Below are 23,044 nucleotides of genomic sequence, written 5' to 3'. Positions count from 1 at the left end.
TATGCCTCTCCGCCGACTCGCAGGCCGTGATCGCTCCGCCACCGCCAACTGGCAGCTTGCGGCTCTGCTCGCCTTTACTGCCGGCACGGTCGATGTGAGCGGTTATCTGGCGTTGCATCAGTTCACCTCGCATATGTCGGGCCTCGTCGCCACAATGTCCGCTGATATCGCCATACATGGCTTCGGCGTCTTCACTCAGCCCGCGCTCGTGCTCGGCTGCTTTCTGGCCGGAGCGGCTAGCTGCGCGGTTCTCGTCAACTGGGAGCGTCGGCACAATCGCGAGAGCCTCTTCGCTGTTCCCGTGCTGCTCGAAGCGCTGCTCCTGGCCTCCCTCGCTCTTCCGCTCGAAGGCCACCACGTCTTCCTTACACTCTGCATACTCGGGTTCAGCATGGGCCTGCAGAACGCCATCATTACCAAGGTCTCGCATGCTGAGATTCGCACCACCCACATCACAGGCATGGTCACGGACATCGGCATCGAACTTGGCAAAGCCCTCTACTGGAACCGGACAACCGGTCGCATCCCGGTTCACGCCGAGCGCCACCGATTGCTCCTGCTAATCATGCTGGTCACTCTCTTCTTCACCGGCGGAACGCTGGGCGCCTTTGCTTACCCGCGCTTCGGTTTTCTGTTGATGCTCCCACTAGCTGTCCTGTTGGCTGCTCCAACGATCCTGCCCATCGCCGCCGACCTGCACCTCTCGCCCGCAACCTAGTAGCCGTATGATCGGAATTGGAACGCCATGCTGCGCACAGCCAACATCATCGGCTCCGGACCCAATGGCCTTGCCGCCGCAATCACCCTGGCCCAGCGCGGCGTGGCTGTCACGGTCTACGAACGCAACCAGCAGATCGGCGGTGCATGCTCGACCGCCGAGGTCACGCTGCCCGGCTTCCGTCACGATCTCGGCGCCTCCGTCTATCCTCTGGGAGTCTGCTCGCCGTTCTTCCGCAGCCTGCCACTCGAAAAGCACGGTCTGCGCTGGATCGAACCCGACGCTCCGCTGGCTCATCCCTTCGACGATGGCACTGCACTCACGCTCGAGCACTCCCTGGACGCTACCGCTGCACAACTGGAACCTCGTGACGCTCGCAACTGGCGGGCACTCTTTGCCTCGACCGTACGCGACTGGCCTGGAATCGTCGAGAGCGTGATGCATCCGCTGCTCGGCCTTCCAAAGCACCCTGCCGCAATGGCCAGCTTCGGGCCCGCTGCCCTGCTGCCCGCACAGATGCTGGCCCGCACCGTCTTCCGCAGCGAGTCGGCCCGCGCGCTCTTCGCCGGTTGCGCCGCCCACTCCGTACTACCGTTGACGCGCCTCTCCAGCTCTGCAGCAGGCGTCGTATTCGTCGCCGCAGCCCATACTACGGGCTGGCCCATCGCCGCAGGCGGCGCACAGTCGCTCACCGACGCCCTCGCCGGCCATCTGGACTCGCTCGGCGGTCGCATTCTCCTCGACACGGAGATTACGAACCTCCACCAGATCGACCCCGCCGATGCGACGTTCTTCGACACCAGCGTTAGTGCACTCGAACGCATCGCCGGCTCTGCCCTCTCACCCAGCTTCCGCACTCGGCTGCAACATTTTCCCAGCGGTCCGGGCATCTTCAAGCTTGACTGGGCGCTCCGCGAGCCGATCCCCTGGCGCGCGCCAGCCTGCCGTCGGACGGCAACCGTGCATCTCGGCGGCTCGCTCGCGGAGATCGCGCTCTCCGAGCGCAACGCCTTCTACGGCCAGCCCTGCGATAAGCCCTTCGTGCTGCTCGTACAGCCCAGCCTCTTCGACCCCACCCGCGCGCCAGCCGGTCAGCATACGGCGTGGGCCTATTGCCATGTACCCAACGGCTCGAATCTCGACCTCACGGACGTGATCGAACGCCAAGTGGAGCGGTTTGCCCCCGGCTTCCGGGATATCGTTCTCGCACGCCGCGCCAGCAACTCCTCCGCACTCGAGGCCTGGAACCCGAACCTCGCCGGCGGCGATATCTCAGGGGGCGCCATGACGCTCTCCGGGCTGCTCACCCGACCGACGGCGAGACTCTATCGCACCAGCAACCCCAAGATCTACCTATGCAGCTCCTCCACGCCTCCCTGCGGCGGAGTGCACGGCATGTGCGGGCATCTTGCCGCCCGCGCCGCCTTTTCAGACAGTCTGTAAAATCTAGAAAATACGCCCGATAATCGCACAGTGGCGCCCGCGCATCACTCCCAGCCACGAAATGCCACAGAAACTGATGTTCAACACCGCCCATTGACCTTCGGGCGAGCAACACCCAGAATCAAAAGCGACTCGAGACTACGCTTGTCCAACTCCCCCAACTCCGATCCCGAGCTCCCGAGCTGGACGCCCCTAACGCGTCTCGCCTTTCGCTTTGCCTTCTGTTACTTCATGCTGTACGCCTTCTGCTGCGGCAACGTGACGGTCTGGGAGATGATTCCGCGGATTGGCGGAATCATCGAAATATGGATGGCAAAGCCCTTCTGGCGAACGGCCCAGTGGCTAGGCCCACGGCTATTCCATCTGCACGGGATCAGCGCAAGACTGCATGTCAGCGGCTCCGGAGATCGTCCTCTCGACTGGATCGCGCTCGGCCTCCTGTTCACCGTATCGGTGATTGCCACGGTGATCTGGACGGCACTCGATCGCAAGCGCACAGAGTACCGCACGCTGCACCGCTGGTTTCGCTTCGCGCTGCGCCTCGCCCTGGCCTACGCCATGCTGTACTACGGACTGCCCAAGCTCCTGCCCCAGCAGATGCCGCCACCATCGCTGGCCGTGCTCAACGAGCCCGTTGGCAACACCTCGCCCATGACCATGCTCTGGACGCTCATCGGTCTCAGCCCGGTCTACGAGATGATCTGCGGCGCAGTGGAGGTCTGCGGCGGCTTTCTGCTGATCTTCCGCCGTACCGCGCTGTTGGGTGCGCTGCTCACGGCGCTCTCCATGAGCAATGTGGTTCTCTACAACTTCTGCTTCGATGTATCCGTAAAGCAATACGCCGCTCATCTGCTGCTGATGGCGCTGGTCCTGCTCGCTCCCGACATTGGCCCGCTCCTCAGTTTCCTGCTGCATCGCCCGACATCCCCACACCGAATCGCGATGACTCCAGATACCCGTCTGGGGCGGCGTATCGAGGCTCTCTGCATTGCCGTACTCCTGGTCCTGGGCGTAGGCGGCTTGATACTTCGCTATGGAGAGATCTATGCCCAGGAGCAGGCGAATCTGCGCAATCCTCCTGCAATCACCGGGCAATGGCATATCGATGCTGCCGAGCTCGCCGTGAACGGCACAAGTACCCCCCAGCCCTACTTTGCGGGCGACGGCCTGCCCATCACCGACATCTTCTTTGAACCCACTGGCCGCGCCAACCTTCGCGCAACGGACAGAGTTCTGTGGCGCGCGAGAACCCGCTACAACGACGCAAAACACACATTGTGGATAGGGTGGGCCGGACAGGGCGACGTTCTTTATGACGTCCATTGGTCCGATCCCTCGCATCTTGTCCTTAGCCCCGCAGCAGGCGGCGCAAACAACGGCTACACGCTCCATCTAAGGAAAATCCCTCTGCCACAGCACTATCCGCTGCTCGACCGCGGCTCCCACCTGGTCAATGAGTGGCCCTTCGAGCGCTAGAGCGGAACCTTTATAGGTATCCCCAAAGGCAATCGTTTGGACGGCGCTTTTCACCAAGAAAAGCGCCACTCCTAAGCTCTTTCCGGGGGGACAGTAATAGGGGTTCCACTCTAAATGGAAGTGGGTGAATCAAAAGGAGTACCGCAGAAAATACTGGTTTCACACGGTTCAGCGTCCTATACTTCAGATTCTGCTCTTTGTTGCGCCGCACCCTGACGCAACAACCTGGGCGGACGCCGACAACATGGGTTCTCACCAGCCAATCCGCAAAACAGTCGCACCGGAGATTCCGGACAAGCTGTACTTTCGCATCGGCGACGTTGCGCAGCTATGCGAGGTTCCAGCCTATGTTCTGCGCTTCTGGGAGACCGAGTTCCCACAACTAAAACCCAACAAGGGTGGCACCGGACAGCGGCTTTATCGCAAGCGTGATGTGGAAATGGCGTTGCGTATCAAAAGCCTGCTCTACGATCAGGGCTACACGATCCCCGGTGCACGGCAGGTCTTCAAGGCAGAAACCAAACCCAAAGAGTCTTCGGCTGTGACCCCCGAGCCCGTCACACGGCAGGCGGCTCCATCCTCTCAGCCCGTAGAACCTGCAGCACCCCGCTCTACGTCGCAGATGTCACAGTTTGTTACCCTGCGCGATGAGATGCGTTCTTTGCTCACGCTGCTGGGTACGCCTGTGTCCACGTCGCATCCTGCGGTAGAGAAGCGTGACGAGAGCAAGGTGAAGGCCATGCGTCCGCGCCTGGTGCTGGAACCGAAGCCCGAACTGAAACCCATTCCAGTAGCTACCGAACGTCCGCGATTGCGGCTCGAACAACGTGGTCTGTTTGGCGACGATTCTTCTGAACCTGTCGACCGCTCCGAATGACGATGTCGACCGGCGATACTCGCCCCATAAAGAGTTCTGCAACTAAAGGTCATACCGCCGGATCAGCAGCCATGCTGTTGATGATGAGCGCGCTACTGTCTGGTCTGCTTGGGCTCGTGCGCATCAAGTACATCAACTCCCTGTTTGGTGCTGGCCCCGAACAGGATGCTTATCGCGCGGCCTTCGCACTTCCCGACCTCCTGGCCTACTTCCTCATTGGTGGCGCGGCCTCCATCTCTCTCATCACCATTCTTAACCGCTACCGTGAAGCCGGACCCAATGGACAGCCGGACGACGACGGGGCGGATCACGCTTTATCCGTCATTCTCAGCACGATGCTTGTCGTCCTCGGTGTTGGCGTTCTGCTTGCCGAAATCTTTGCCCCGCAATATGTATGGCTCGCGAACAAGGGCTTCCGTCACGACATGCTGCGTTCGGCGCTCTGCACTTCCATGACGCGCATCATCCTGCCAGCACAGATCTTCTTCTTTATCGGAAGCGCTATGGGATCTCGCCTGCAGGTGCGGAAGATCTTCATCTACCAGGCATTCGCACCCCTCATCTATAACGGGGGCATCATCCTGGGTGCTTTTCTGTTTCACCGCTGGCTTGGCGTCACTTCACTCGCCGTTGGCGTATTCGGCGGTATGCTCATCGGCTACGGTCTGCTCAACTCTATCGGCGCATTCCGTACGGGCCTGCGCTACCGCTTCGTCGTCGGCTTCCGCGACCCGGCTTTCCTCGAGTGGCTCAAGCTCTCGCTGCCATTGATGATTGGCGTCTCGTTGGTCATGTTCGATCGACAGTTCCTCAACTACTTTGCTTCCACTCGCGAAGGCGGCATCACCTTCATCGGCAATGCCAAAGATCTCTTCAACGCGCCTTTCAACGTTATAGGCCCCGCCGCTGGTGCCGCATCGCTTCCGTTCTTCGCCTCGCTCTTCCAGCAAAAGCGGGCCTGGGACTTCTCTTCCTCGGTCGGCCGCGCCGTCTCGCGGCTCTTCGCGGTAGGGATGCTTGTCTCCGCCTGGATGATTGCGCTCGCGCCCTGGCTCATGGACCTCTTCCGTGGCGGCAGGTTCAAACACTCCGACGCTGCGGCAACCACTCATCTCTTCGTCATCCTCTCGTTCACACTCTCCATCTGGGCTGTGCAGGGAATCTACGCCCGGGCCTTCTACGCCGCCAGCGACACCAAAACCCCCGCCATCATCGGCACCCTTGTCACCGTGCTCTCGATTCCCCTCTACTGGGCGCTCTTCAATGGCGTGGGCCTCACCGGCCTGGCAGTCGCCTCCGATCTCGGCATCCTCGCGCAGACGGTAAGCCTCGCCATCCTGCTGCACAAGAAGCGGCTGGTAAGCCTATTGCACCTGGAGTTCGGCGAACTCGGCCGCGCACTGCTGGCGGCAATCATTGCGTTTGGAGCGGCGGCAGGCGTCGTGCACTTCATGCCACCGGTATCGACACACCCAGGCGATGTGCTGGTGATTGCCGTGGGCAGTGCGGCATGGGCCGTGACGGCAGGTGTTGTGTTGATCGCTACAAAATCGGCACTGCCTGCTCAGATTCTTCGTCGCCGGAAGAGTTGAGATACGGAACCAACACGCCCCAGAACATTTTGGAAAGAAAGTGATCTGGAGATCTTCGCCTGAAGGATTTCCAAAAGGCAGGTCTACTCAGGAACCTGAGCACGCTCTTTTCAACGTACTCGTCGCCCCACGGAACCCAATCTCCTGCGACCTGCCTGGCATTACCGCCAAAGACAGGCGTCACGTCATCACGAAAGATTATGTAAGCCTCTTCGTCGGTATACCCCGCCTCGCGAATGACTTTGACAATATAGCGCAAGGTGGAGGGTTGAGTTTCGGTATCGAGGTAGAGTTCCGACATCGCGCACCACAAAGGTTTTCGCCGAGCGATCTCCTCCGGTGTCAGCTCCAGGGCCATTGCAGTTAGGCGTCCTTCGCGTCCTCGTACTCCTCATGCCACGCGGTCTGGATGGCTTCGAGGATACCCTCGTTGGACTTCGCCGGATCGCCCACAAACCCCGGCAACTGCGTCACCCACTTGTGCAGGTCGGTGAAGCGCACCGAGTAGGGATCGGTATCCGGAAACATCTCCTGCAGTTGAATTCCGATCTCGAGTGTGTCTGTCCAGTTGAGTTCGCGCGGCATGTCGTCGTCTCCAGAGCTCCAGTGTAACGGCAGTCGAAGAGCAACGTAAGCCGCCGACGGAGGATCACGGGGCGGCAAACAGCCTTGCCGCGATAGAATAGAGACAGCTCATGTCTACGGAACCACAAGCAACGAAGGTAGCCGCCAACCCTACTCCAGCAGTCCGTCGCATGCCAGCCCGGCGTCGCCTGCTCGCCGCCACTCGCAAGCTGCGCGAACTGGGGTCGATCGCATCCGCTGTGGCCTCCACGAGCCACCCTTATATGGCGCACATCGTGCCTATGCGCCGCTGCAACCTGGCCTGCACCTACTGCAATGAGTTCGACGATGTCTCCAAACCCGTCGACATCGAAGAGATGAAGCGCCGAGTCGACCACCTCGGCCGGCTCGGGACCAGCGTGATTACCATATCCGGCGGCGAGCCGCTGCTGCATCCTGAGCTTGACGACGTCATTCGCCAGATTCGCAAGACCGGCGCTATCGCCGGCATGATCACCAACGGCTATCTGCTGATGCCCGACCGCATCGAACGGCTGAACAAAGCCGGGCTCGACCACATGCAGATCTCGATCGACAATGTGATGCCCGACGAGGTCAGCAAGAAGTCGCTGAAGGTGCTGGACGCCAAGCTGCGAATGCTGGCCGAGCACGCCGACTTCCACGTGAACATCAACTCGGTCGTCGGCGGAGGCATCGCCAACCCCGAGGACGCGCTGACCATCAGCAAACGTGCTCTGTCGCTGGGCTTCAGCTCGACCATCGGCATCATTCACGACGGCTCCGGCCAGTTGAAGCCGCTGGGCGAGCGAGAACGTACTGTCTGGGACGAGGTCCGCCGCCTTACCCGCCGCAGCTACTCGCGCTTCAATGGCTTCCAAGTGGCCATCGCCAACGGCGAGCCTAACGACTGGCGCTGCCGCGCAGGCTCGCGCTATCTCTACGTCGACGAGAACGGCATCGTCAGCTACTGCTCCCAGCAGCGCGGCTATCCCGGGATTCCGGTCGCTGAGTACACCACCGAGATCGTGAAGCGCGAGTTTCTCACCGAGAAATCCTGCGCTCCAAACTGCACGATCAGTTGCGTGCATCAGGTGAGCTACATCGACCACTGGCGTGCGCCGCAGCACACAACGATTACGCCGGGCGGTGCAGGTCACGGAACTGAATCCGGACTCGTACAGATTCAGTAAGCAAGTACGGTTTTAGCGTCGTGAGCATAAACATCGCTCCCTTCGCGGCTAAAGCCGCTTTTATGGCGATGACCTAACGGCGGGGCTGAAGCCCCGCCCCTTCAAAGCAAAAACTTGACTAAAGTCTGGAACGAAGGTTGATGACACGACCTAGAATGCCAGCCGCTTGGCTGGCAACGAGTGGCGCAGATGCTTCCATGCGTCCACCAGCAGACCCAGCACAACCACGAACAGAGCGATTCTGAAACTCACGTTCATCCAGTAATTGACGTCGGCCAGCATCTGCAGGTCTGCCGATGTGCTGGTGGGCACGTAATAGATCTTCGTGACCGCCAGAATGCCAATGGTCACAACTCCGAGCAGCTTCGTTGCAATCTCCAATGGAGCCTTCCATTGTTGCGTTCCGTTGCTGAGCGCCAGAACCTTCATCACAAGCTGCACCGTCAAAAGGATGAGGAGCGAGATGAAGAAGGTATGCCATATTGGCGCCAAGCGGACGGAAAACTTATCCAAGACGGAAAACTTGTCCAAGTACAACGCTCCCGGCCCAATCACCAGATAGGGATGCGAAGGAACGGATAGTACATACAGCATCCAGAGGCAGTGCACGACGAGTTCCGCCGTCCGGCTCGCAAGCGATCTTTGCTTCGTCCCCTTCATCTCCACTACTGGCGGAAGCTTTGCAGGATCCCATTGGCTACCCTTCACACCTGCGCTGTGATTCTGCACAAATTCCAAGACAGCGAATACCCCTGTCACAACCGCCCAGAAGATCAGCAGCACCGGCACGAACTGCACCACAACCGCCACCACCGCCAAGCCCAAGTTACCCGCTGGTTCTGCAAAGGTCAGCACCGCCGCCCTCGCCACCGCATACACCAGCACCACCAGCGGCAGCGCCTTGCGCAGCGTGAACAGATAGAACGGAAAGATCGTCGGCCCGATCAGCGACCGCTGTGGCAGATAGCGCAACGCAACGAGTTCCGGTTTTCCGTGCGCCCGCAACACATCCGCCGTCTCGGCTTCGGTTAAAGGCCGGCCCAGTTCCTCCACGCGCTCGTCTATCTGGGCCAGCAGGTTTGCCTGCAACTCCGCCAGCGTGTCTGCCTTCGTCGCTGCGGGAAGATATTGGCCCACAGCCTGCAAATAGCGTTCGAGTAAGTCCATCGCACTTACCTCTCGTTTCGATCCTTCAGAATTTTGTGTAGCGACTCATTGATGCCGTTCCACTCCGCTAGTAGTTGCGTCAAGATGGCCTCACCCTCAGGTGACAGCCGATAGAAGCGCTTGTTGCGCTTCTCCTCCTCGCGCCACTGGCTGGTCAGTAACCCCTGCGTCTCCAACCGCCGAAGCAGGGGATACAGCGTGCTCTCTTCAATGGCTAGCCCTTCTTCGGCCAGCGCTTTACGCAGGGTGTAGCCGTAGTGCTCCTCCCGCAACTGGGCCAGCACCGCCACAATCAGGCAGCCTCGCCGCAGCTCCAGGCGAAGAGAATCGAAGATCTGCGGTTCGGCAAAGGACGGATTTGAGGGACTCACCATACTGTATGAGTTACACTGTATGACACACAGTGTGTGGTGTCAAGTATAGATTTCAGATTTTCTAGTGGTCCTACGAGCGCAAAAAAGCGCCCCTCGCGGGGCGCCTCTTTGGTTCTGTAGATAACTTAGATTTGCGCGAAGCCGCCATCGACTACCAGGTCGAAGCCGGCGACAAAGCTCGAATCCTCCGAAGCCAGATACACCACAGCCTTGGCAATCTCCTCCGGCTGGCCTACACGGCCAAGCGGAACACTAGCCGTCATGGCATCGGTGAACTGCTTATAACCCTCGTCCGTACCATCGGTGACGCCGCGCAGTCCGGGGGTATCGATCGGGCCGGGACTCACGACGTTGACGCGAATGCCTGTGCCTTTCAGGTCGGCTGTCCAGCCGCGAGCAAAGTTCCGCACCGCCGCCTTGGTGGCCGAGTAGACACTGAATGCCGGCATGCCTTTGGTTGCCACAATCGAGGCGTTCAGGATGATGGAGCCGCCCTTGCCCAGCAAAGGCAGTGCCTTCTGCACCGTGAAGACGAGACCCTTTACATTCTTTGCAAAGGTCTGGTCGTAGTGCTCTTCGGTGATCTGGCCGAGCGGTGCGAACTCGCCGCCGCCAGCATTTACAAAGAGCACATCCAGCTTGCCCTTCTTCTGCTTGATCTCCGCATAAAGGCGATCAAGATCATCCAACTTGGCCGAATCTGCCTGGATCCCCAGGGCGCTCGTTCCAAGCTTCGCCACGGCGGCATCAAGCGTGGGCTTTCTGCGTCCGGTAATGAAGACGAATGCGCCTTCCTTGATGAACTCCTGTGCGGTAGCGAAGCCAATACCCTCGCTGCCTCCGGTAACCAATGCGATCTTTCCTGTCAGCTTTCCCATGATTTTCCTCTTTTCGAACTTCGTAAAGAGGCCGCCCTTGTTCTGGGCGGCCTTGCGTAACGCGAGTTAGATCTGTCCGATACCACCATCGACCATCAGGTCGAAGCCTGCAACAAAGCTGGAGTCGTCTGAAGCCAGGAACAATGCAGCCTTGGCGATCTCATTCCCCTGGCCGTAGCGGCCCAACGGCACCTGCGTGGCGAACTGATCGAGGGCTGCGGTTGTCCCATTGCCCAGAACACGCGTTCCGGGAGTGTCGATCGGACCGGGGCTCACGACGTTTACGCGGATGCCTGTGCCCTTCAGATCGGCTGTCCAGCCGCGGGCGAAGTTGCGTACCGCTGCTTTAGTGGCAGAGTAAACACTGAGTGCCGGGAAGCCCTTGACCGCGACAACCGAACCATTCAGGATGATCGATCCGCCCTTGCCCATCAGCGGCAACGCCTTCTGCACGGTGAAAAGCAGGCCTTTTACGTTGACGCCAAAGATGCTGTCATAGTGCTCTTCGGTGATCTGGCCGAGAGGAGCGCCGGAGTAGATGCCGGCGTTGACGAACAGGACATCCAGCTTGCCTTTTTTCGTCTTGATCTCCGCATAGAGCCGGTCCAGGTCGTTGAGATTCTCAGCATTTGACTGCACTGCGCTGGCATTTGGACCAAGTGTTGCAACGGCGGCGTCAAGAACCTCTTTACGGCGACCGGTGATGAAGACGAATGCGCCTTCGCTAATGAACTCCTGTGCCGTAGCGAAGCCAATGCCTTCGCTGCCGCCGGTTATCAGTGCAATCTTTCCTGCTAGCTTGCCCACGATGAAACTCCTTTGTTTCCAATCTCTTGATCCAATGCTTCCCGATAGTTCCAGGTTCCGGCGAGGAAGCTGCTCTGCCGGAACCAATTTTGTACCGCACAGTAAAGATGCTGGGATCCGGCATCGGTTGCTGATTATTTACCAATCGGTATAGATTTACTTCGAATTAGGCTGGAGCAGCATCCAATAGAGGGAATGAGCGAGACCGTCACATCACCGGAGCCGCAGAAACGGCATGCAGGCCGCCCGCGCGAGTTTGATCGCGCGGAGGCACTGGAAGCCGCTATGCGTGTGTTCTGGCAGTATGGCTACGAAGGGGCGTCGCTCACTGAACTTACCGAGGCGATGGGCATCAGCCGGCCCAGCCTGTATGCGGCGTTTGGCGATAAGGCTGAACTGTTTCGGGAGGCTCTTGCGTGCTACAGCTCGGGCCCGGGCAGTTATATGGCCGCAGCACTGGCGCAACTCACTGCACGCGAGGTTGTTGAGGCTCTGCTGCGGGGCAATCTCTGCATGAACACGGATTCGTCCAATCCTGGGGGCTGCATGCTGATGAAGGCAGCCTTTACAAAGGGCGAGGATTGCGCCTGTGTAAACGAGGAGCTTGACAAGCTACGAGCGGATGGCATGGCTCGCCTTCGCGAGCGCTTTGAACGCGCCAAGGCGGAGGGAGATCTGCCGGCCGCAATCAGTCCTGCCGCACTGACACAGTACGTTACATGCCTGATGTCTGGAATGTCCGCGCAGGCTGCAAGCGGAGTCAGCGCGGAGGAGTTGAACCGCGTTGTCGATCTGGCGCTGGCTTCCTGGCCTGATTGAACACGACTTTATCTACTGGGAATGGGCACCCCACAACCCCGCGATGATGAAAACCATCGCGAAGATGAGGTGCCCGCCCCTCGCTCGCTATGAAGTTACTTTTTGTTCGAAGCCACAGTATGGTGGATAGCCGCCGTAGTTGCGGATTCGGCCTCAGCCTGATCAATCGCCGAGTAGAGTTGCGACACATCGAGCACTTCTGTCCAGTGTTTTGCCGTAACGACAACGATGGTCGGAGTATGGCCCAGACCGGCCTTATCGCCCAGCGCCTCTTCTGCGTTCACTTCCTTCGCAAACTGGCCTGTCGGATCGATCACGAACGGAACCTGCTGGTGGTTCTTGCTGAAGAACGTCTGGGTGAAGTGCTGCAGGTCTTCCTTGCTCGAGATCTGGTACTGCGAGGCGAAGACCTCGCGACGAAACTCGGTGGCGAGGTCCGGTGAAATCTTGTCCTGGATGTAGCGTGCGGTGATGGCTGCATCACGGCTCCAGATATGCATCTTGAGCGGGAAGTCATAGCGCAGGAGCGGGATGTGGTAGTGGTTTGCGGCCTCATGCACGATAGGGAAAGCATGGGCGCACGCCGGGCATTCGAGGTCTTCGAACTCGACGATGGCTACTTTGGCCCCGACTGGAGGCTTGAACATCGAGGTGTCTTTGAACTGTGTCGGCGGGTTCTGAGCGTTCTGCCCCACGGAGCTCTGAGCCGTGAGAGCGAGAGGGGCGGTACCGGCCAGCGAAAGGAAGAGGGCGGCGGAGAAAAATCGAGACATAGCTGTAGGACGCAAGTGCGGCCCCTTTGCGAGCATAGTGTGCTCTGGAGTTATTGAATCATTTTGCGGTGCGTTGCGCCAATTCATCGATTCAGCAATGAAAAGTACGGGCACAAGCAGATTGCTGAAGAGACTATGAACCCAGACGCGACCGTAGCATTTTCGCTTGGCGTTCTTCGTTTTCTTCCTGTGGAGCGCTGACTCGAGTGCTGAATGCTATTCTCCAAGCGAAGGAAAACCGAAATGCTCTACGCTCTGCTTGCTCTCCAAACCATCACACTGTTAGCGCTCATCGTTTTGCTGCTGCGCAGGCCTGCGGGTCCGCCGGAGGCGGACGATTCGCGTCTGGCTCAGCTTCTGGACGCCAATCTGCCGGCACAACTCGCGCGACTCGATACCCGCGCTGAGGCGCAGGAGCAGCATCTGCGCTCCGAACTGGCACAGATGCGCAACGATGCTGCCGGTGAGGCCACACGCTCGCGTGAGGCCGCTGGAGCGGCCAATGCAGCGCTGCGCAGCGAGGTGCTGGCCAACATCAGCACCCTGGGCGAGACACAGCGGTCTGGACTGGAGAGCTTTCGCACCGACAACACGGCTGCCGCCGAGCGCCTTCGCACGGCCGTAGACGCACAGTTGAAGACCCTGGGAGAACGGCTCACCAGCTTTACCTCCGACACGACACGACACCACAGCGAGAGTCGCGAGGCGCTGCATACGCGGCTGACGGAACTGGGCACGGCGCAGACCTCGAACCAGGAGAAACTGCGCGCCATCGTGGAAGATCAGTTGAATAAGCTCAACCAAAGCAATGTCGCGAAGCTCGACGAGATGCGCGCGACGGTCGACGAAAAGCTGCAAAAGACCCTGCATTCGCGGCTCACGGAGAGCTTTGGCGCGGTGACCGACCAGCTCACGAAGGTGCACGCGGGCCTGGGCGAGATGAATACCCTGACGACCGGCGTCAACGACCTCAACCGTATCTTCTCCAACGTGAAATCGCGCGGCGGTTTTGCAGAAGTGCAACTCGGCAAGCTGCTCGACCAGGTGCTGGCTCCGGGACAGTACGTCGAAAATGCCAACGTGCGGCCAGGGACGCAGGAGGTCGTGGAGTTCGCGGTGCGCTTTCCAGGGACAGCGGGCGAGGTGCTGCTGCCCATCGATGCGAAGTTCCCACGTGAAGACTGGGAGCGACTGGAGTCGGCCTACGAAGCGGGGGTTTCCGCCGAGATCGAGGTCGCTCGCAGGGCCTTTGATGCGGCGATTCGCGTCGAAGGCAAACGCATCTGCTCGAAGTACATCAACGAGCCGGTGACGACACCCTACGCGATCATGTTCCTGCCTACCGAGGGCCTCTATGCCGAAGTGCTGCGCCGCGATGGGCTGCAGGCGGATCTGCACCAGAATTGCCGTGTCATGGTCGCCGGACCGGCGAATCTCTACGCACTGCTCACCAGCTTCCAGTTGGGCTTCAAGATGCTCAACCTGCAGAAAAAAGGGGATGAGGTCTGGAAGATTCTAGCGAAGACTCAAAACGAGTTCGGGAAGTTCGAAGAACTGATGTCGAAGATGGACGATCAGGTGAGCAAGGTCCAGAAGACGATTCAGGCGGTAAGCGTGCGTACCCGAGCCATCAATCGCACACTGCGCGATGTGGGAGAGGTGGATCCGGGGGATGCGAAGGTTCTCAGCATTGAGGGCGTGCTGCCCATGCTGACGGCCAACGAAGAAGAATAGGGCCCATTCACGCGACCTGAGGGGGCGTTTACTAGAGCATGCCTCGTTCCGAGGGTCTGTGGCCCGCGTCGTGGAAGAATGTCCGCCGGCGGCACATCACGCACTCCCAGGGATAGAAACCGAACCAAGGTAAAAAAACACGTTGGATGAATCCAACGCGGTTAATACGGCGCAATACCGGGCTTTGGCAGTGAGAACAGATTTTAGAGCTCAACGGGGCCTTTCAAAAACGGGGGCGGTTCGTCGCCATAGCAGATTTTAGTCAACAAACGCAGTTTGGCAAGAGGTTTCAACATAGCTTGTATTTCGAGTGTTCTTTACACTGTAAGAGCGCGTGGGTATGCTTTCACTCTGAGGCACTCGTGCGGATGCCCGGCCCAAGGGTCTACGTTTCCCCCCAAGCTTATTTACGCAATACACAGGAGATCGAACGATGGCAGCAGTAGATGAGAAGGTAAAGCAGATTATTGTCGAGCAGCTTCAGGTGGATGAGGCCGAGGTTACGCCCGGAGCCAGCTTCCAGGAAGATCTCGGCGCAGACTCGCTCGATGTGGTGGAGCTGGTCATGCAGTTTGAAGAGGCCTTCGACATCCAGATCCCCGATGAAGACGCGGAGAAGATCAAGACCGTCAAGGATGCCGTCGATTACATCGAGAAGAACCAGAAGGGCAAGTAACGAATGCAGGAGTATCGTCGGGTAGTCGTCACGGGCATGGGCCTTCTCTGCGGGGTAGGCAACACTGCCCAGCAAGTTTGGGAAGGCCTACTCGCGGGCAAAAGTGGCATGGCCGAGATCAAAGCCTATGACCTCGAAGGTCATTCTGTCCGCTTTGCCGCGGAGGTGAAAGACTTCGATCCGCATGTCTTCGTGGAAAAGAAAGAGGCCCGCAAGATGGGCCGCTTTATTCACTTTGCGATGGCTGCGGCGCAGGAGGCTATGGAGCACTCGGGCTTGAAGGTTACGCCCGAGAACGCCGACAACATCGGCGTCCATATCGGCTCGGGCATCGGTGGTTTCGATGTCATCGAGCGCGAGCACACGGCTCTGATGAACGGCGGCCCACGTAAGATCTCGCCGTTCTTCATCCCGGCTTCGATCATCAACCTTGCCGCCGGTCATGTTTCGATCCGATACGGCGCCAAGGGACCGAACGAAGCCACGGCGACGGCTTGTACGAGCTCGGCACACTCGATTGGCGACGCGTTCCGCACCATCCAGCGTGGTGATGCGGATGCGATGATTGCCGGCGGCGCTGAGGCGGCGATTACGCCCCTCAGCGTCGGCGGTTTTGCCGCGATGAAGGCACTTTCCACCCGTAACGACGACCCGACGCACGCCTGCCGTCCCTTCGATAAAGACCGCGATGGCTTTGTCGTGGGCGAAGGCGCAGGCATTCTTATCCTCGAAGAGCTTGAGTTTGCCAAAGCGCGCGGCGCAAACATCCTGGCTGAGATCGTAGGCTATGGCATGAGCGGCGATGCGTTCCACATGACCGGCATGGCCCCAGAGGGCGATGGTTGCCGCCGTGCCATGAATGCAGCTTTGAAATCCGGCGGTATCTCTCCGGACAAGATCGATTACGTGAATGCTCACGCCACGTCGACACCCCTCGGCGATGCGCTGGAGTCGCAGGCGATCGAGAACGTCTTTGGCGATCGGGCTAAGAATCACACCCTTCTGGTGAGTTCGACCAAGTCCATGACCGGGCATCTGCTCGGTGGCGCCGGCGGGCTGGAGGCAGGCATCACGATCCTCGCGATGCTGAACGAGATCGCGCCGCCGACGATGAACCTCTATGACCCCGACCCACGCTGCCGCCTGAACTATGTGGCGAACACGCCGCAGAAGCTGAAGATCGACTATGCACTGTCGAATAGCTTCGGCTTCGGTGGAACGAATGGCTCGCTGGTCTTCAAGCGCTGGGGTGCGGAGTAACCACCCAGCCGCATGACAGAAGTGCGTGGTTGAACTCATTTGCAGACTTGCCGTGTTTGAAGGAGCAACATGCTGGATGTTCACCCGCCGCACCATCGTCTTGGAGGCCTAAAAGATTTTTTCATCCACCTGCTGACCATCTCAGTGGGGCTGCTGATCGCTGTAGGCATCGAAGGGTGCGTAGAGCGGCACCAGCATCGTGAACTCGCACAAGAGGCACGCGAGACGCTGCGTAAAGAGATTGGAGGTAACTCCAAAACGATGAAGGACGCGCTGACGGACATTGACAAAAGGCAGACGGCGGTGGAGAACGCTGTCGTACTGCTTAAACGCATCAGGCAGAACCCTAAAGACAAGAGCGCGCAGAAGGGATCGTTCAAGACAGACTTCTCCTTGACGGAGCTGGACGATACGGCATGGAAGACGGCCCAAACGACCGGCGCTTTAACGTTTATGCCTTATGACGAGGCGAACAAGTATTCCGGCATCTATGAGACACAGTATCAATTCAAGGCAGCAGAGGAAAAGATAAGCGAAGACTTTGCGCAGTTGCTGGGAATCATAGGCAAATACGACTTCGACAAAGACATCACGTCAGAAGCAGCAGGGGCGACAATAGAACGGTTCAACATTATGAAAGTGCATTTAGCGGCGCTTAAGTTAATGGCCGAGGGGGCCGCCGCGAAAGATGAAGGTTTTCTGACCGGGAAAGATGTCTCGGACAATTTTCACGAAGACATCAAATAACTGATGTGCGGCGGTGGCCGTTTAAGGTGTTGAAGTTTGAGGTGAACTCGTCGTTTTCCTTGACTCTGCAATTGAAGGAGCTACATGCTGGATGTTCATCCGCCGCACCATCGTCTTGGTGGCCTAAAAGATTTTTTTATTCACCTGCTGACCATCTCGGTGGGGCTGCTGATCGCTGTAGGCATCGAAGGGTGCGTAGAGCGGCATCAGCATCGCGAGCTCGCACGCGATGCGAAAGAGATGTTGCGCAAGGAGATTGAGGGGAACGCCAAAAAGATGGCGGACACCTTAGTCGATATCGACAAATACCAGGCGAATGTCAAAGAAAGTATGGATACCGTTACACGTTTCGCGCAGCATTCGAAAGATAAGAACCAACACGGAACCATCTCGTACAACTATTCCTTCCCGGAGTGGGACAATACGGCGTGGACGACGGCCCAGACTACAGGAGCTCTGGCCTTTATGCCCTACAACGAAGCGAATCAATTCTCCCGAATCTACGACGCGCAACATTCCGTGACTCTTGCACAAGAGAAACTCATAGAGGATGAAGCCCAATTTGCGGGAGCTCTGTATGGATCTGGTATAGGGGATGGCGGGCTTATGCCAGAAAAAGCAGATCTACTTATGGAAAGGATCGGCGTTATCCAATCCCATCTAGTCACGCTAAGGGTCATGGTGGGAGAGTCAGCTGCAACAGATAAGGCATTTCTTACCGGGAAAAATGATGCCACCTACACTTTTCACGAAGACTACAAGAATTGACGCACTACACCAGCAGTTCCAAGGTGTTGAAGTTTGAAGTAAACGTGACTATTCGGCCTATCGTGCAGCCACGATATACAGCCCCTTGGGGCTTATACCCGTGACCGTTTGAGCCGTTACGCTCCATTGAGCTTCAGGGTCAAGTGGCCAATAAAGATGGAACGCTGTAAGCACGGTATATCTTGTGCAACCGAGGAGATATACCACCCCTTTAGGGCTCGACCTTTATTCGGTTCGTAACCCAGGGTTGCGGCGAGACGGCGAGCAAAAAACGCTCGTCGTATCGCCTACACCCTGGGCTGGTATATATCGCCCCTTCGGGGCTTGTACCCGTGGCCGTTTGAGCTTTTACGCTCTATCTAGAGCAGTTTATTCATCTAACTGGCCAATTCAGCGGGCAGATTGTGCGAATATCGCGCAATGATGTTTTCTTTTGGCACCTCGGTAGAGTGTTCGAGGAGCGGAGAATTTGGGGCTGAGCGGATAAGATGGAAGGTGCACATATTCTTTCTGAAGGAACACCATGAGCACCGCAATTACCGCGCCTGCCGCGCAACTCGAAGCTTTCGCTAAGGCCGCTGGCCTGACCCTCACCTCCATTGAACCGGGCACCGACTTCTCCGGCAACCCCACCACACGCGCCACGGTGGCGCTGGCTTCGGACCCGAGCAAAACCCAGACAGTGGAGTTGAGCGGGGCTTTCGACGCCGCAAACCCGAAGTTCTCCTCCGAACTTGCCATCTTCTTCGCCGAAGCAGCGCAGCGCCTGCGCAATCCGCATCCGGATGCTTACCTGACGCTGCATGGCCTGCCGTTGACCTTCCGCAAGTTCGCGTGGCCGTTCCACGGATCGAGCTCGGGCGCCGACACGTACATCGTCCATGGCGAGATTCATCTGGCAGACGGCAAAGAGAGCCTGCTGCACGCCAAGGTCTCGGCGGCACTCACGCAGACCTTTGCCGAGGTCGTCGTGGCGCTGGAGCAGCCGTTCGCTGAGGGTTTCATCACCAATGCCGTGCGCAAGACGCTCGACCAGGGGCAGTTGGAGCTGGTAAAGAGCGGCAACCGCCAGCCTGTGCCTGTAACCACCCGCTACTACTCCGTGAAGCAGCAGCGTTTCATCTTCAACGACACGAACGAGAAGCAGCGCCACGACTACCTCGCAGCCAAGGTCTTCTGGCTGAGCCATGTGCTCGGTGGCGGTGCGCCAGTGTGGATTGCCGACCCGCGCGATGCGCAATATCTGAACACCCCTGTAGCCGATCTGAAGAAGACAGCCGCCACGCTTACGCAGGAAGGCCTGGTTCTGCTCGAAGGTAATGGAGAGTGGGCAACAGCCACCGATACCCTTCGTAACCAGGAAGATAAGTACCGTGCCGAGGTTGAAGAGGCCTTGCTCTTCATCAAGCCCAGCTTTAATGAAGACATGCGTGGCGGGCATACGAATATGTAGTTTGGGTGACGCCACGCTATCGCACGATAGCGTGGCTGCTCCTGTTCCTGCTGGCTTACCTCAGCCAACGACAGCGGCAATGTCAGAATGGGCGGGAGCGGTCGCGCTACCGCGCGATGCCCAGCTTAGGCGCAAAGAACGCGCGCCGAAGATGGGGCACCCGGATGGATGGTTACTCCTGCCGAAAGTTCTCCCCACAGGTTTCTCAAAAGAAAAGTAAGGGTTATCGCTCTCCGAAGAAACTTCCGCGATCGATACGGGTCGTAATTTAGCAGGGCATGGTGGAGTTTCACCAGAACTGCCGGAAAACACGGAGAGGTCCCATGCAAATACCTGGAAAACTTACAACTCTTATGCTGGCAGGCATGCTGCTGACTGTCGCTGGCTGTAAGAAATCGCAAAATACTCCGTCTGTTCGCACTGACCAACAGATCACAGACGACCTTCAGGCAAAACTGGCAGCAGAAAGCACGTTGCAGGGTCAGAGCATCAATCCTGTCGTAGCCAGCGGTGTTGCCACTCTGAACGGTACAGTCAGTACCTACGATGCGCGCACACTTGCCGGCTCAGATGCCGGTTCCATTGACGGGATAAGGACGGTCATCAACGACCTTGTCGTCCCATCCGATCAGGCCGAACTATGCAACCCCGCTGCTCCCGTACGAGTGCATCACCACATCAGGCACATCAGGAAACAGCCTGTTATGACCGCCTATGCTCCGGAACCGCTGCCACCCGCTCCACCGGCAGTCCGCACAGTGATTGTGCGGCCGTTTCCGGTAGTTGTCGCCCCTCCGCCACCTGTGTTTTTCGCGGGGCCGGGATTCTATCCGTATCGCAGGGTAGGGGTGTGGCGCAGGCCATGGGTACGTCCCGGTCCGCCGGTCGTCTACGCAAGGCCGTATTAGAGCGGCGGGAAAAAGCGAAGTGCCGGTTGGGACGTTGGAGATAAGGCATACATGGGCAGGAGCGGTCGGGCGGTCGCCCGATACCCACCTTAGGCGCAAAGAACGCGCCGAAGATGGGGCACCCGGATTGTCGCTAGTCTCCGATAGTGGCTAGCTCCTGAATCTTCTCCCATTGGGCTTCGTCGACTGCAACACCGAGACGAAGGCTTTCTTTTCGCGTAGCCAGCGTGCCCTCGCCGGGGTACCGTGCAGGTTTGCCGGGTTCGACTGGGGTTGCGGAGTGAAGCGCGTCGATTGCGCCTTGTGCGATGGCGTTCAGTTCCTCCATCGAAGCCAGCGATTGTGGCGCTATCGCTAGAAACACCTGCGACTGCCCTACCTCTTTGAGGGGATCGGCGTCGATCTGGTGTGAAGATCTGCCGCCTGCCAGCATCGCCGCCAGGACATCCAGCACGAAAGACAGGCCCGAGCCCTTCCAGAGGCCGATCGGCAGGGCGCGCTGCGAGCGCTCGATCGCTGCGGGATCGCGGGTCAACTCGCCTTGTTCGTCGAAGCCACCGGCAAACGGCAGTAGCTGGCCGCGTTCGCGATAGGCCGCTAGAGTGCCATAGGAGTATTGGGACATCGCTATATCGAGCACGATGGGGTTGGATTGCTTCGCAGACGTGTGAGGAATCGCCAGTACCAGCGGATTGTTGCCCAGCGCTGGGGTGGTTGCGCCCCAGGGTGGCAGGTTGGGCAGCGTGTTCGTCCAGCAGAGAGCGGCGAATCCAGCCTCGGCAGCCTGCCAGCCAAAGGCTCCGCCACGCTGCCAGTGGGTCGTATCGCCGAGCGCGACGGCTCCAAGGCCGTGCGTCTTTGCAAGGGCGACAGCGCGGGCCATGGCCGTGTGAGCGGCGAGATTGCCTGGGCCGCGATGGCCGGTCCAACGTTCCAGCGCACCGAAGCTGGCTAGACACTCGGGCTGCGCCAAGGGGTCGATGCTACCGTTGCGCACCATCTCCGCAAAGCGTGGCAGCCGCGCGATGCCGTGCGTGCGTACGCCGTCGCGGTCGGTCTCTGCGGTGAGGCGTGCCGAGAGCGCTGCGCGTTCGGGCTCGAGGCCAAGGTGCAGGAACACGCGTTCGAGGATGCTGCGGAGTTCGTCGAAGGGAATACGGACCATGGTTTATTAGAACGCAATCCGGTTCGCGCCCTGCCTGAGGCTATGGATAGACTAAGAGGGTGCAGGGATGCTCGATGTATGGCACGCCCTTGTGCAGAGGTGCTGTTTTGATTCGAACCAGACTGGCGGCATGGCCGCGAAGATTAGCGCCTGCGCTTCTCGCGGTGCTCTGTATCGCCGCTACGCTCAGCGCGCAGACGAAGACGCCGTCCACGGTTCCTGTCGTGATGCTCAGTGACATTCACTTCGATCCGTTTCATGATCCCGCAAAGTTCGCGCAGCTACGCGCGGAGCCGGTGAGCAGGTGGCCCGCTGTGTTGAGCGCGCCCGACTCACCCACACAGGCAGCCGATGTCGCTGCGCTGCAAGACGCGTGCCCCGTACGTGGTGTCGATACGCCGTGGACGCTGCTGCAGTCGAGCCTGAAAGAGGCCCACAGACAGCAACCGAAACCGCTGTTTGTCACCGTGAGCGGCGACCTGACGGCGCACGCCTTCGACTGCCGCGTGCACCATCTTGCGCCCACGATCAGCGCGAAGGAGTACAGCGAGTTCGCGGCCAAGGTTGCTGCGTTCATTGCGTTCGAGCTGCGTGAGACCTTTCCCGGTGTCCCGGTCTATCTGGCACTCGGAAACAACGACTCGGGGTGCTCCGATTATCGCGAGACGCAAGGTAGCGAGTATCTGAAAGACACGGCCCGCAGCTTCGCGGGAGATGTGATCGACGCTCGCAATCGCAATGCACTGCTGCGTGAGTTTTCCGCGGAGGGTGACTACAGCGTTGTTCTGCCAAAGCCGATACGGCATGCGCGCCTGATCGTATTGCAGGATATCTTCGAATCGAAGAAGTATGAGAGCTGCGCAGCCAAGCCGGACGGCGCCGCTGCCGATGTCCAGGTGGAATGGCTGCGAGCACAACTGACTGCTGCCCGCGCAGCGCATGAGCACGTCTGGGTGATGGCGCACATTCCTCCTGGGATCGATGCGTACGCAACCTTCTCGAAGAACCGCGATGTGTGCGCAGGCCAGAAGCCGGAGATGTTCCTGAACTCCGGGAAGCTCGCCGATACCCTCACCGACTTTGGCGACATCATCAAGCTGGCACTCTTCGCGCATACGCATATGGACGAGATGCGACTCTTTCAATCGACGACAGAGAGTTCAGGCAACGCAGTTCCGGGCAAGCTCGTTCCGTCGATCTCACCGGTCAATGGGAATAACCCTGCCTTTACGGTGGCGCGAGTAGAGCCGGGTACGGCGACGCTGAAGGACTACAGCGTCTACTCCGCGGACAACCAGACCGGCATTGCGACGACCTGGAAGGAAGAGTACAGCTACTCTTCGACCTATGGTCTGCCGGATTTTTCGGCCAAATCTCTGGCCACACTGACCTCGGAGTTCCTGGCCGATAAACAAGGAAGCTCAGAGCATAGCCACGCCTATCAGGATTTTTTCTATGTCGGCCTCCGCGCAGACAGTTCCAATGCCAAAGCCGAAGCGATGCGGAGCCTCTGGCCCTCCTATGCCTGTGCGATGACAGAGGATGGGGATGCGGGGTTCCGCGCGTGCTTATGCCCAGTAAAGCCGTAGAGCAGAACGCGCAAGCTGTTGCGTCAAGCTGCTAGCATTGCAGAT

23 protein-coding genes are annotated in these 23,044 nt (G+C 58.9%); 15 read left to right on the top strand and 8 right to left on the bottom strand.

Annotated elements, in window-relative coordinates:
* The first annotated feature begins 1 nt into the window (after position 1).
* The 5 genes from GSQ91_RS09165 (at position 2) to GSQ91_RS09145 (ending at position 6,106) form a co-directional block, all read left to right on the top strand.
* Positions 2 to 718: a YoaK family protein gene (locus GSQ91_RS09165; RefSeq protein ID WP_158821229.1), complete on the top strand. Its 717-nt coding sequence runs from the start codon at positions 2 to 4 to the stop codon at positions 716 to 718.
* A gap of 27 nt (positions 719 to 745) precedes the next feature.
* Positions 746 to 2,161: an NAD(P)/FAD-dependent oxidoreductase gene (locus GSQ91_RS09160; RefSeq protein ID WP_158821228.1), complete on the top strand. Its 1,416-nt coding sequence runs from the start codon at positions 746 to 748 to the stop codon at positions 2,159 to 2,161.
* Between the two features lie 144 nt (positions 2,162 to 2,305).
* Positions 2,306 to 3,637: a hypothetical protein gene (locus GSQ91_RS09155; RefSeq protein WP_158821227.1), complete on the top strand. Its 1,332-nt coding sequence runs from the start codon at positions 2,306 to 2,308 to the stop codon at positions 3,635 to 3,637.
* Between the two features lie 124 nt (positions 3,638 to 3,761).
* Positions 3,762 to 4,514, top strand: coding sequence for a MerR family transcriptional regulator (locus GSQ91_RS25860; protein ID WP_254064452.1), 753 nt, complete (start codon positions 3,762 to 3,764; stop codon positions 4,512 to 4,514).
* 71 nt (positions 4,515 to 4,585) lie between these two features.
* Positions 4,586 to 6,106: a lipid II flippase MurJ gene (locus GSQ91_RS09145; RefSeq protein WP_254064451.1), complete on the top strand. Its 1,521-nt coding sequence runs from the start codon at positions 4,586 to 4,588 to the stop codon at positions 6,104 to 6,106.
* Here GSQ91_RS09145 and GSQ91_RS09140 read toward each other — a convergent pair.
* Together GSQ91_RS09140 and iscX are read right to left on the bottom strand one after the other, a co-directional pair.
* Positions 6,057 to 6,464, bottom strand: coding sequence for a hypothetical protein (locus GSQ91_RS09140; RefSeq protein ID WP_158821225.1), 408 nt, complete (start codon positions 6,462 to 6,464; stop codon positions 6,057 to 6,059). The two genes, GSQ91_RS09145 and GSQ91_RS09140, sit on opposite strands and share 50 nt — an antisense overlap.
* 5 nt (positions 6,465 to 6,469) lie before the next feature.
* A complete protein-coding gene (iscX, locus tag GSQ91_RS09135) occupies positions 6,470 to 6,691 on the bottom strand; it encodes a Fe-S cluster assembly protein IscX (protein ID WP_158821224.1) in 222 nt (73 codons plus the stop codon).
* 110 nt (positions 6,692 to 6,801) lie between these two features.
* Here iscX and GSQ91_RS09130 point away from each other — a divergent pair, with 110 nt between their 5' ends.
* Positions 6,802 to 7,881 carry a radical SAM protein gene (locus tag GSQ91_RS09130; RefSeq protein ID WP_254064450.1) on the top strand — a complete coding sequence of 360 codons (1,080 nt, stop codon included), beginning with the start codon at positions 6,802 to 6,804 and terminating at the stop codon, positions 7,879 to 7,881.
* 150 nt (positions 7,882 to 8,031) lie between these two features.
* On the opposite strand, the gene GSQ91_RS09125 is transcribed toward GSQ91_RS09130, so the two are convergent.
* The 4 genes from GSQ91_RS09125 to GSQ91_RS09110 form a co-directional block, all read right to left on the bottom strand.
* Entirely contained in the window at positions 8,032 to 9,048 is a 1,017-nt protein-coding gene (locus tag GSQ91_RS09125; protein ID WP_158821223.1) for a hypothetical protein, read from the bottom strand.
* 5 nt (positions 9,049 to 9,053) lie between these two features.
* Positions 9,054 to 9,422: a PadR family transcriptional regulator gene (locus GSQ91_RS09120; RefSeq protein ID WP_158821222.1), complete on the bottom strand. Its 369-nt coding sequence runs from the start codon at positions 9,420 to 9,422 to the stop codon at positions 9,054 to 9,056.
* Positions 9,423 to 9,547: 125 nt separating this feature from the next.
* Positions 9,548 to 10,300, bottom strand: a complete 753-nt coding sequence (locus tag GSQ91_RS09115; protein ID WP_158821221.1) for an SDR family oxidoreductase — start codon at positions 10,298 to 10,300, stop codon at positions 9,548 to 9,550.
* A gap of 66 nt (positions 10,301 to 10,366) precedes the next feature.
* A complete protein-coding gene (locus GSQ91_RS09110; protein ID WP_158821220.1) occupies positions 10,367 to 11,107 on the bottom strand; it encodes an SDR family oxidoreductase in 741 nt (246 codons plus the stop codon).
* Positions 11,108 to 11,302: 195 nt separating this feature from the next.
* Here GSQ91_RS09110 and GSQ91_RS09105 point away from each other — a divergent pair, with 195 nt between their 5' ends.
* Positions 11,303 to 11,926, top strand: a complete 624-nt coding sequence (locus GSQ91_RS09105) for a TetR/AcrR family transcriptional regulator (RefSeq protein ID WP_158821219.1) — start codon at positions 11,303 to 11,305, stop codon at positions 11,924 to 11,926.
* 95 nt (positions 11,927 to 12,021) lie between these two features.
* Here GSQ91_RS09105 and GSQ91_RS09100 read toward each other — a convergent pair whose 3' ends face one another.
* Positions 12,022 to 12,735, bottom strand: a complete 714-nt coding sequence (locus GSQ91_RS09100) for a thioredoxin domain-containing protein (protein ID WP_254064449.1) — start codon at positions 12,733 to 12,735, stop codon at positions 12,022 to 12,024.
* Positions 12,736 to 12,942: 207 nt separating this feature from the next.
* Here GSQ91_RS09100 and GSQ91_RS09095 point away from each other — a divergent pair, with 207 nt between their 5' ends.
* The 7 genes from GSQ91_RS09095 (at position 12,943) to GSQ91_RS09065 (ending at position 20,245) form a co-directional block, all read left to right on the top strand.
* Positions 12,943 to 14,433 (top strand): DNA recombination protein RmuC, encoded by a 1,491-nt coding sequence (locus tag GSQ91_RS09095; protein ID WP_158821218.1) that lies wholly within the window; start codon positions 12,943 to 12,945, stop codon positions 14,431 to 14,433.
* 433 nt (positions 14,434 to 14,866) lie between these two features.
* Positions 14,867 to 15,109, top strand: coding sequence for an acyl carrier protein (locus tag GSQ91_RS09090; RefSeq protein WP_014263586.1), 243 nt, complete (start codon positions 14,867 to 14,869; stop codon positions 15,107 to 15,109).
* A 3-nt stretch (positions 15,110 to 15,112) separates the two neighbouring features.
* On the top strand, positions 15,113 to 16,369 hold the full coding sequence (gene fabF, locus GSQ91_RS09085) for a beta-ketoacyl-ACP synthase II (protein ID WP_158821217.1): 1,257 nt from the start codon (positions 15,113 to 15,115) through the stop codon (positions 16,367 to 16,369).
* Between the two features lie 69 nt (positions 16,370 to 16,438).
* Positions 16,439 to 17,116: a hypothetical protein gene (locus tag GSQ91_RS09080; protein ID WP_158821216.1), complete on the top strand. Its 678-nt coding sequence runs from the start codon at positions 16,439 to 16,441 to the stop codon at positions 17,114 to 17,116.
* Positions 17,117 to 17,200: 84 nt separating this feature from the next.
* Positions 17,201 to 17,884 carry a hypothetical protein gene (locus GSQ91_RS09075; RefSeq protein WP_158821215.1) on the top strand — a complete coding sequence of 228 codons (684 nt, stop codon included), beginning with the start codon at positions 17,201 to 17,203 and terminating at the stop codon, positions 17,882 to 17,884.
* A 523-nt stretch (positions 17,885 to 18,407) separates the two neighbouring features.
* Positions 18,408 to 19,337, top strand: a complete 930-nt coding sequence (locus GSQ91_RS09070) for a hypothetical protein (RefSeq protein ID WP_158821214.1) — start codon at positions 18,408 to 18,410, stop codon at positions 19,335 to 19,337.
* A gap of 323 nt (positions 19,338 to 19,660) precedes the next feature.
* Positions 19,661 to 20,245 carry a BON domain-containing protein gene (locus tag GSQ91_RS09065; RefSeq protein WP_158821213.1) on the top strand — a complete coding sequence of 195 codons (585 nt, stop codon included), beginning with the start codon at positions 19,661 to 19,663 and terminating at the stop codon, positions 20,243 to 20,245.
* Positions 20,246 to 20,378: 133 nt separating this feature from the next.
* Here GSQ91_RS09065 and yiaK read toward each other — a convergent pair whose 3' ends face one another.
* Positions 20,379 to 21,410: a 3-dehydro-L-gulonate 2-dehydrogenase gene (gene yiaK, locus GSQ91_RS09060; RefSeq protein ID WP_158821212.1), complete on the bottom strand. Its 1,032-nt coding sequence runs from the start codon at positions 21,408 to 21,410 to the stop codon at positions 20,379 to 20,381.
* Positions 21,411 to 21,517: 107 nt separating this feature from the next.
* Here yiaK and GSQ91_RS09055 point away from each other — a divergent pair, with 107 nt between their 5' ends.
* Complete coding sequence (locus GSQ91_RS09055) at positions 21,518 to 22,999, top strand: metallophosphoesterase (protein ID WP_158821211.1); 1,482 nt, start codon at positions 21,518 to 21,520, stop codon at positions 22,997 to 22,999.
* Positions 23,000 to 23,044: the final 45 nt, after the last annotated feature.

This window comes from Granulicella sp. S156 (assembly GCF_009766105.1).
Lineage (GTDB): Bacteria > Acidobacteriota > Terriglobia > Terriglobales > Acidobacteriaceae > Granulicella.
This window is presented reverse-complemented; position numbering and strand designations above follow the sequence as displayed.

What these genes read in the sequence shown, in the direction of transcription:
- GSQ91_RS09115 (WP_158821221.1), bottom strand. Translation starts at nt 10,300, where the DNA reads ATGGGAAAGCTGACAGGAAAGATCGCATTGGTTACCGGAGGCAGCGAG.
- GSQ91_RS09145 (WP_254064451.1), top strand. Translation starts at nt 4,586, where the DNA reads ATGCTGTTGATGATGAGCGCGCTACTGTCTGGTCTGCTTGGGCTCGTG.
- GSQ91_RS09160 (WP_158821228.1), top strand. Translation starts at nt 746, where the DNA reads ATGCTGCGCACAGCCAACATCATCGGCTCCGGACCCAATGGCCTTGCC.
- yiaK (WP_158821212.1), bottom strand. Translation starts at nt 21,410, where the DNA reads ATGGTCCGTATTCCCTTCGACGAACTCCGCAGCATCCTCGAACGCGTG.
- GSQ91_RS09095 (WP_158821218.1), top strand. Translation starts at nt 12,943, where the DNA reads ATGCTCTACGCTCTGCTTGCTCTCCAAACCATCACACTGTTAGCGCTC.
- iscX (WP_158821224.1), bottom strand. Translation starts at nt 6,691, where the DNA reads ATGCCGCGCGAACTCAACTGGACAGACACACTCGAGATCGGAATTCAA.
- GSQ91_RS09125 (WP_158821223.1), bottom strand. Translation starts at nt 9,048, where the DNA reads ATGGACTTACTCGAACGCTATTTGCAGGCTGTGGGCCAATATCTTCCC.
- fabF (WP_158821217.1), top strand. Translation starts at nt 15,113, where the DNA reads ATGCAGGAGTATCGTCGGGTAGTCGTCACGGGCATGGGCCTTCTCTGC.
- GSQ91_RS09100 (WP_254064449.1), bottom strand. Translation starts at nt 12,735, where the DNA reads ATGCTCGCAAAGGGGCCGCACTTGCGTCCTACAGCTATGTCTCGATTT.
- GSQ91_RS09080 (WP_158821216.1), top strand. Translation starts at nt 16,439, where the DNA reads ATGCTGGATGTTCACCCGCCGCACCATCGTCTTGGAGGCCTAAAAGAT.
- GSQ91_RS09065 (WP_158821213.1), top strand. Translation starts at nt 19,661, where the DNA reads ATGCAAATACCTGGAAAACTTACAACTCTTATGCTGGCAGGCATGCTG.
- GSQ91_RS09070 (WP_158821214.1), top strand. Translation starts at nt 18,408, where the DNA reads ATGAGCACCGCAATTACCGCGCCTGCCGCGCAACTCGAAGCTTTCGCT.
- GSQ91_RS09130 (WP_254064450.1), top strand. Translation starts at nt 6,802, where the DNA reads ATGTCTACGGAACCACAAGCAACGAAGGTAGCCGCCAACCCTACTCCA.
- GSQ91_RS09105 (WP_158821219.1), top strand. Translation starts at nt 11,303, where the DNA reads ATGAGCGAGACCGTCACATCACCGGAGCCGCAGAAACGGCATGCAGGC.
- GSQ91_RS09140 (WP_158821225.1), bottom strand. Translation starts at nt 6,464, where the DNA reads ATGGCCCTGGAGCTGACACCGGAGGAGATCGCTCGGCGAAAACCTTTG.
- GSQ91_RS09075 (WP_158821215.1), top strand. Translation starts at nt 17,201, where the DNA reads ATGCTGGATGTTCATCCGCCGCACCATCGTCTTGGTGGCCTAAAAGAT.
- GSQ91_RS09120 (WP_158821222.1), bottom strand. Translation starts at nt 9,422, where the DNA reads ATGGTGAGTCCCTCAAATCCGTCCTTTGCCGAACCGCAGATCTTCGAT.
- GSQ91_RS09090 (WP_014263586.1), top strand. Translation starts at nt 14,867, where the DNA reads ATGGCAGCAGTAGATGAGAAGGTAAAGCAGATTATTGTCGAGCAGCTT.
- GSQ91_RS09165 (WP_158821229.1), top strand. Translation starts at nt 2, where the DNA reads ATGCCTCTCCGCCGACTCGCAGGCCGTGATCGCTCCGCCACCGCCAAC.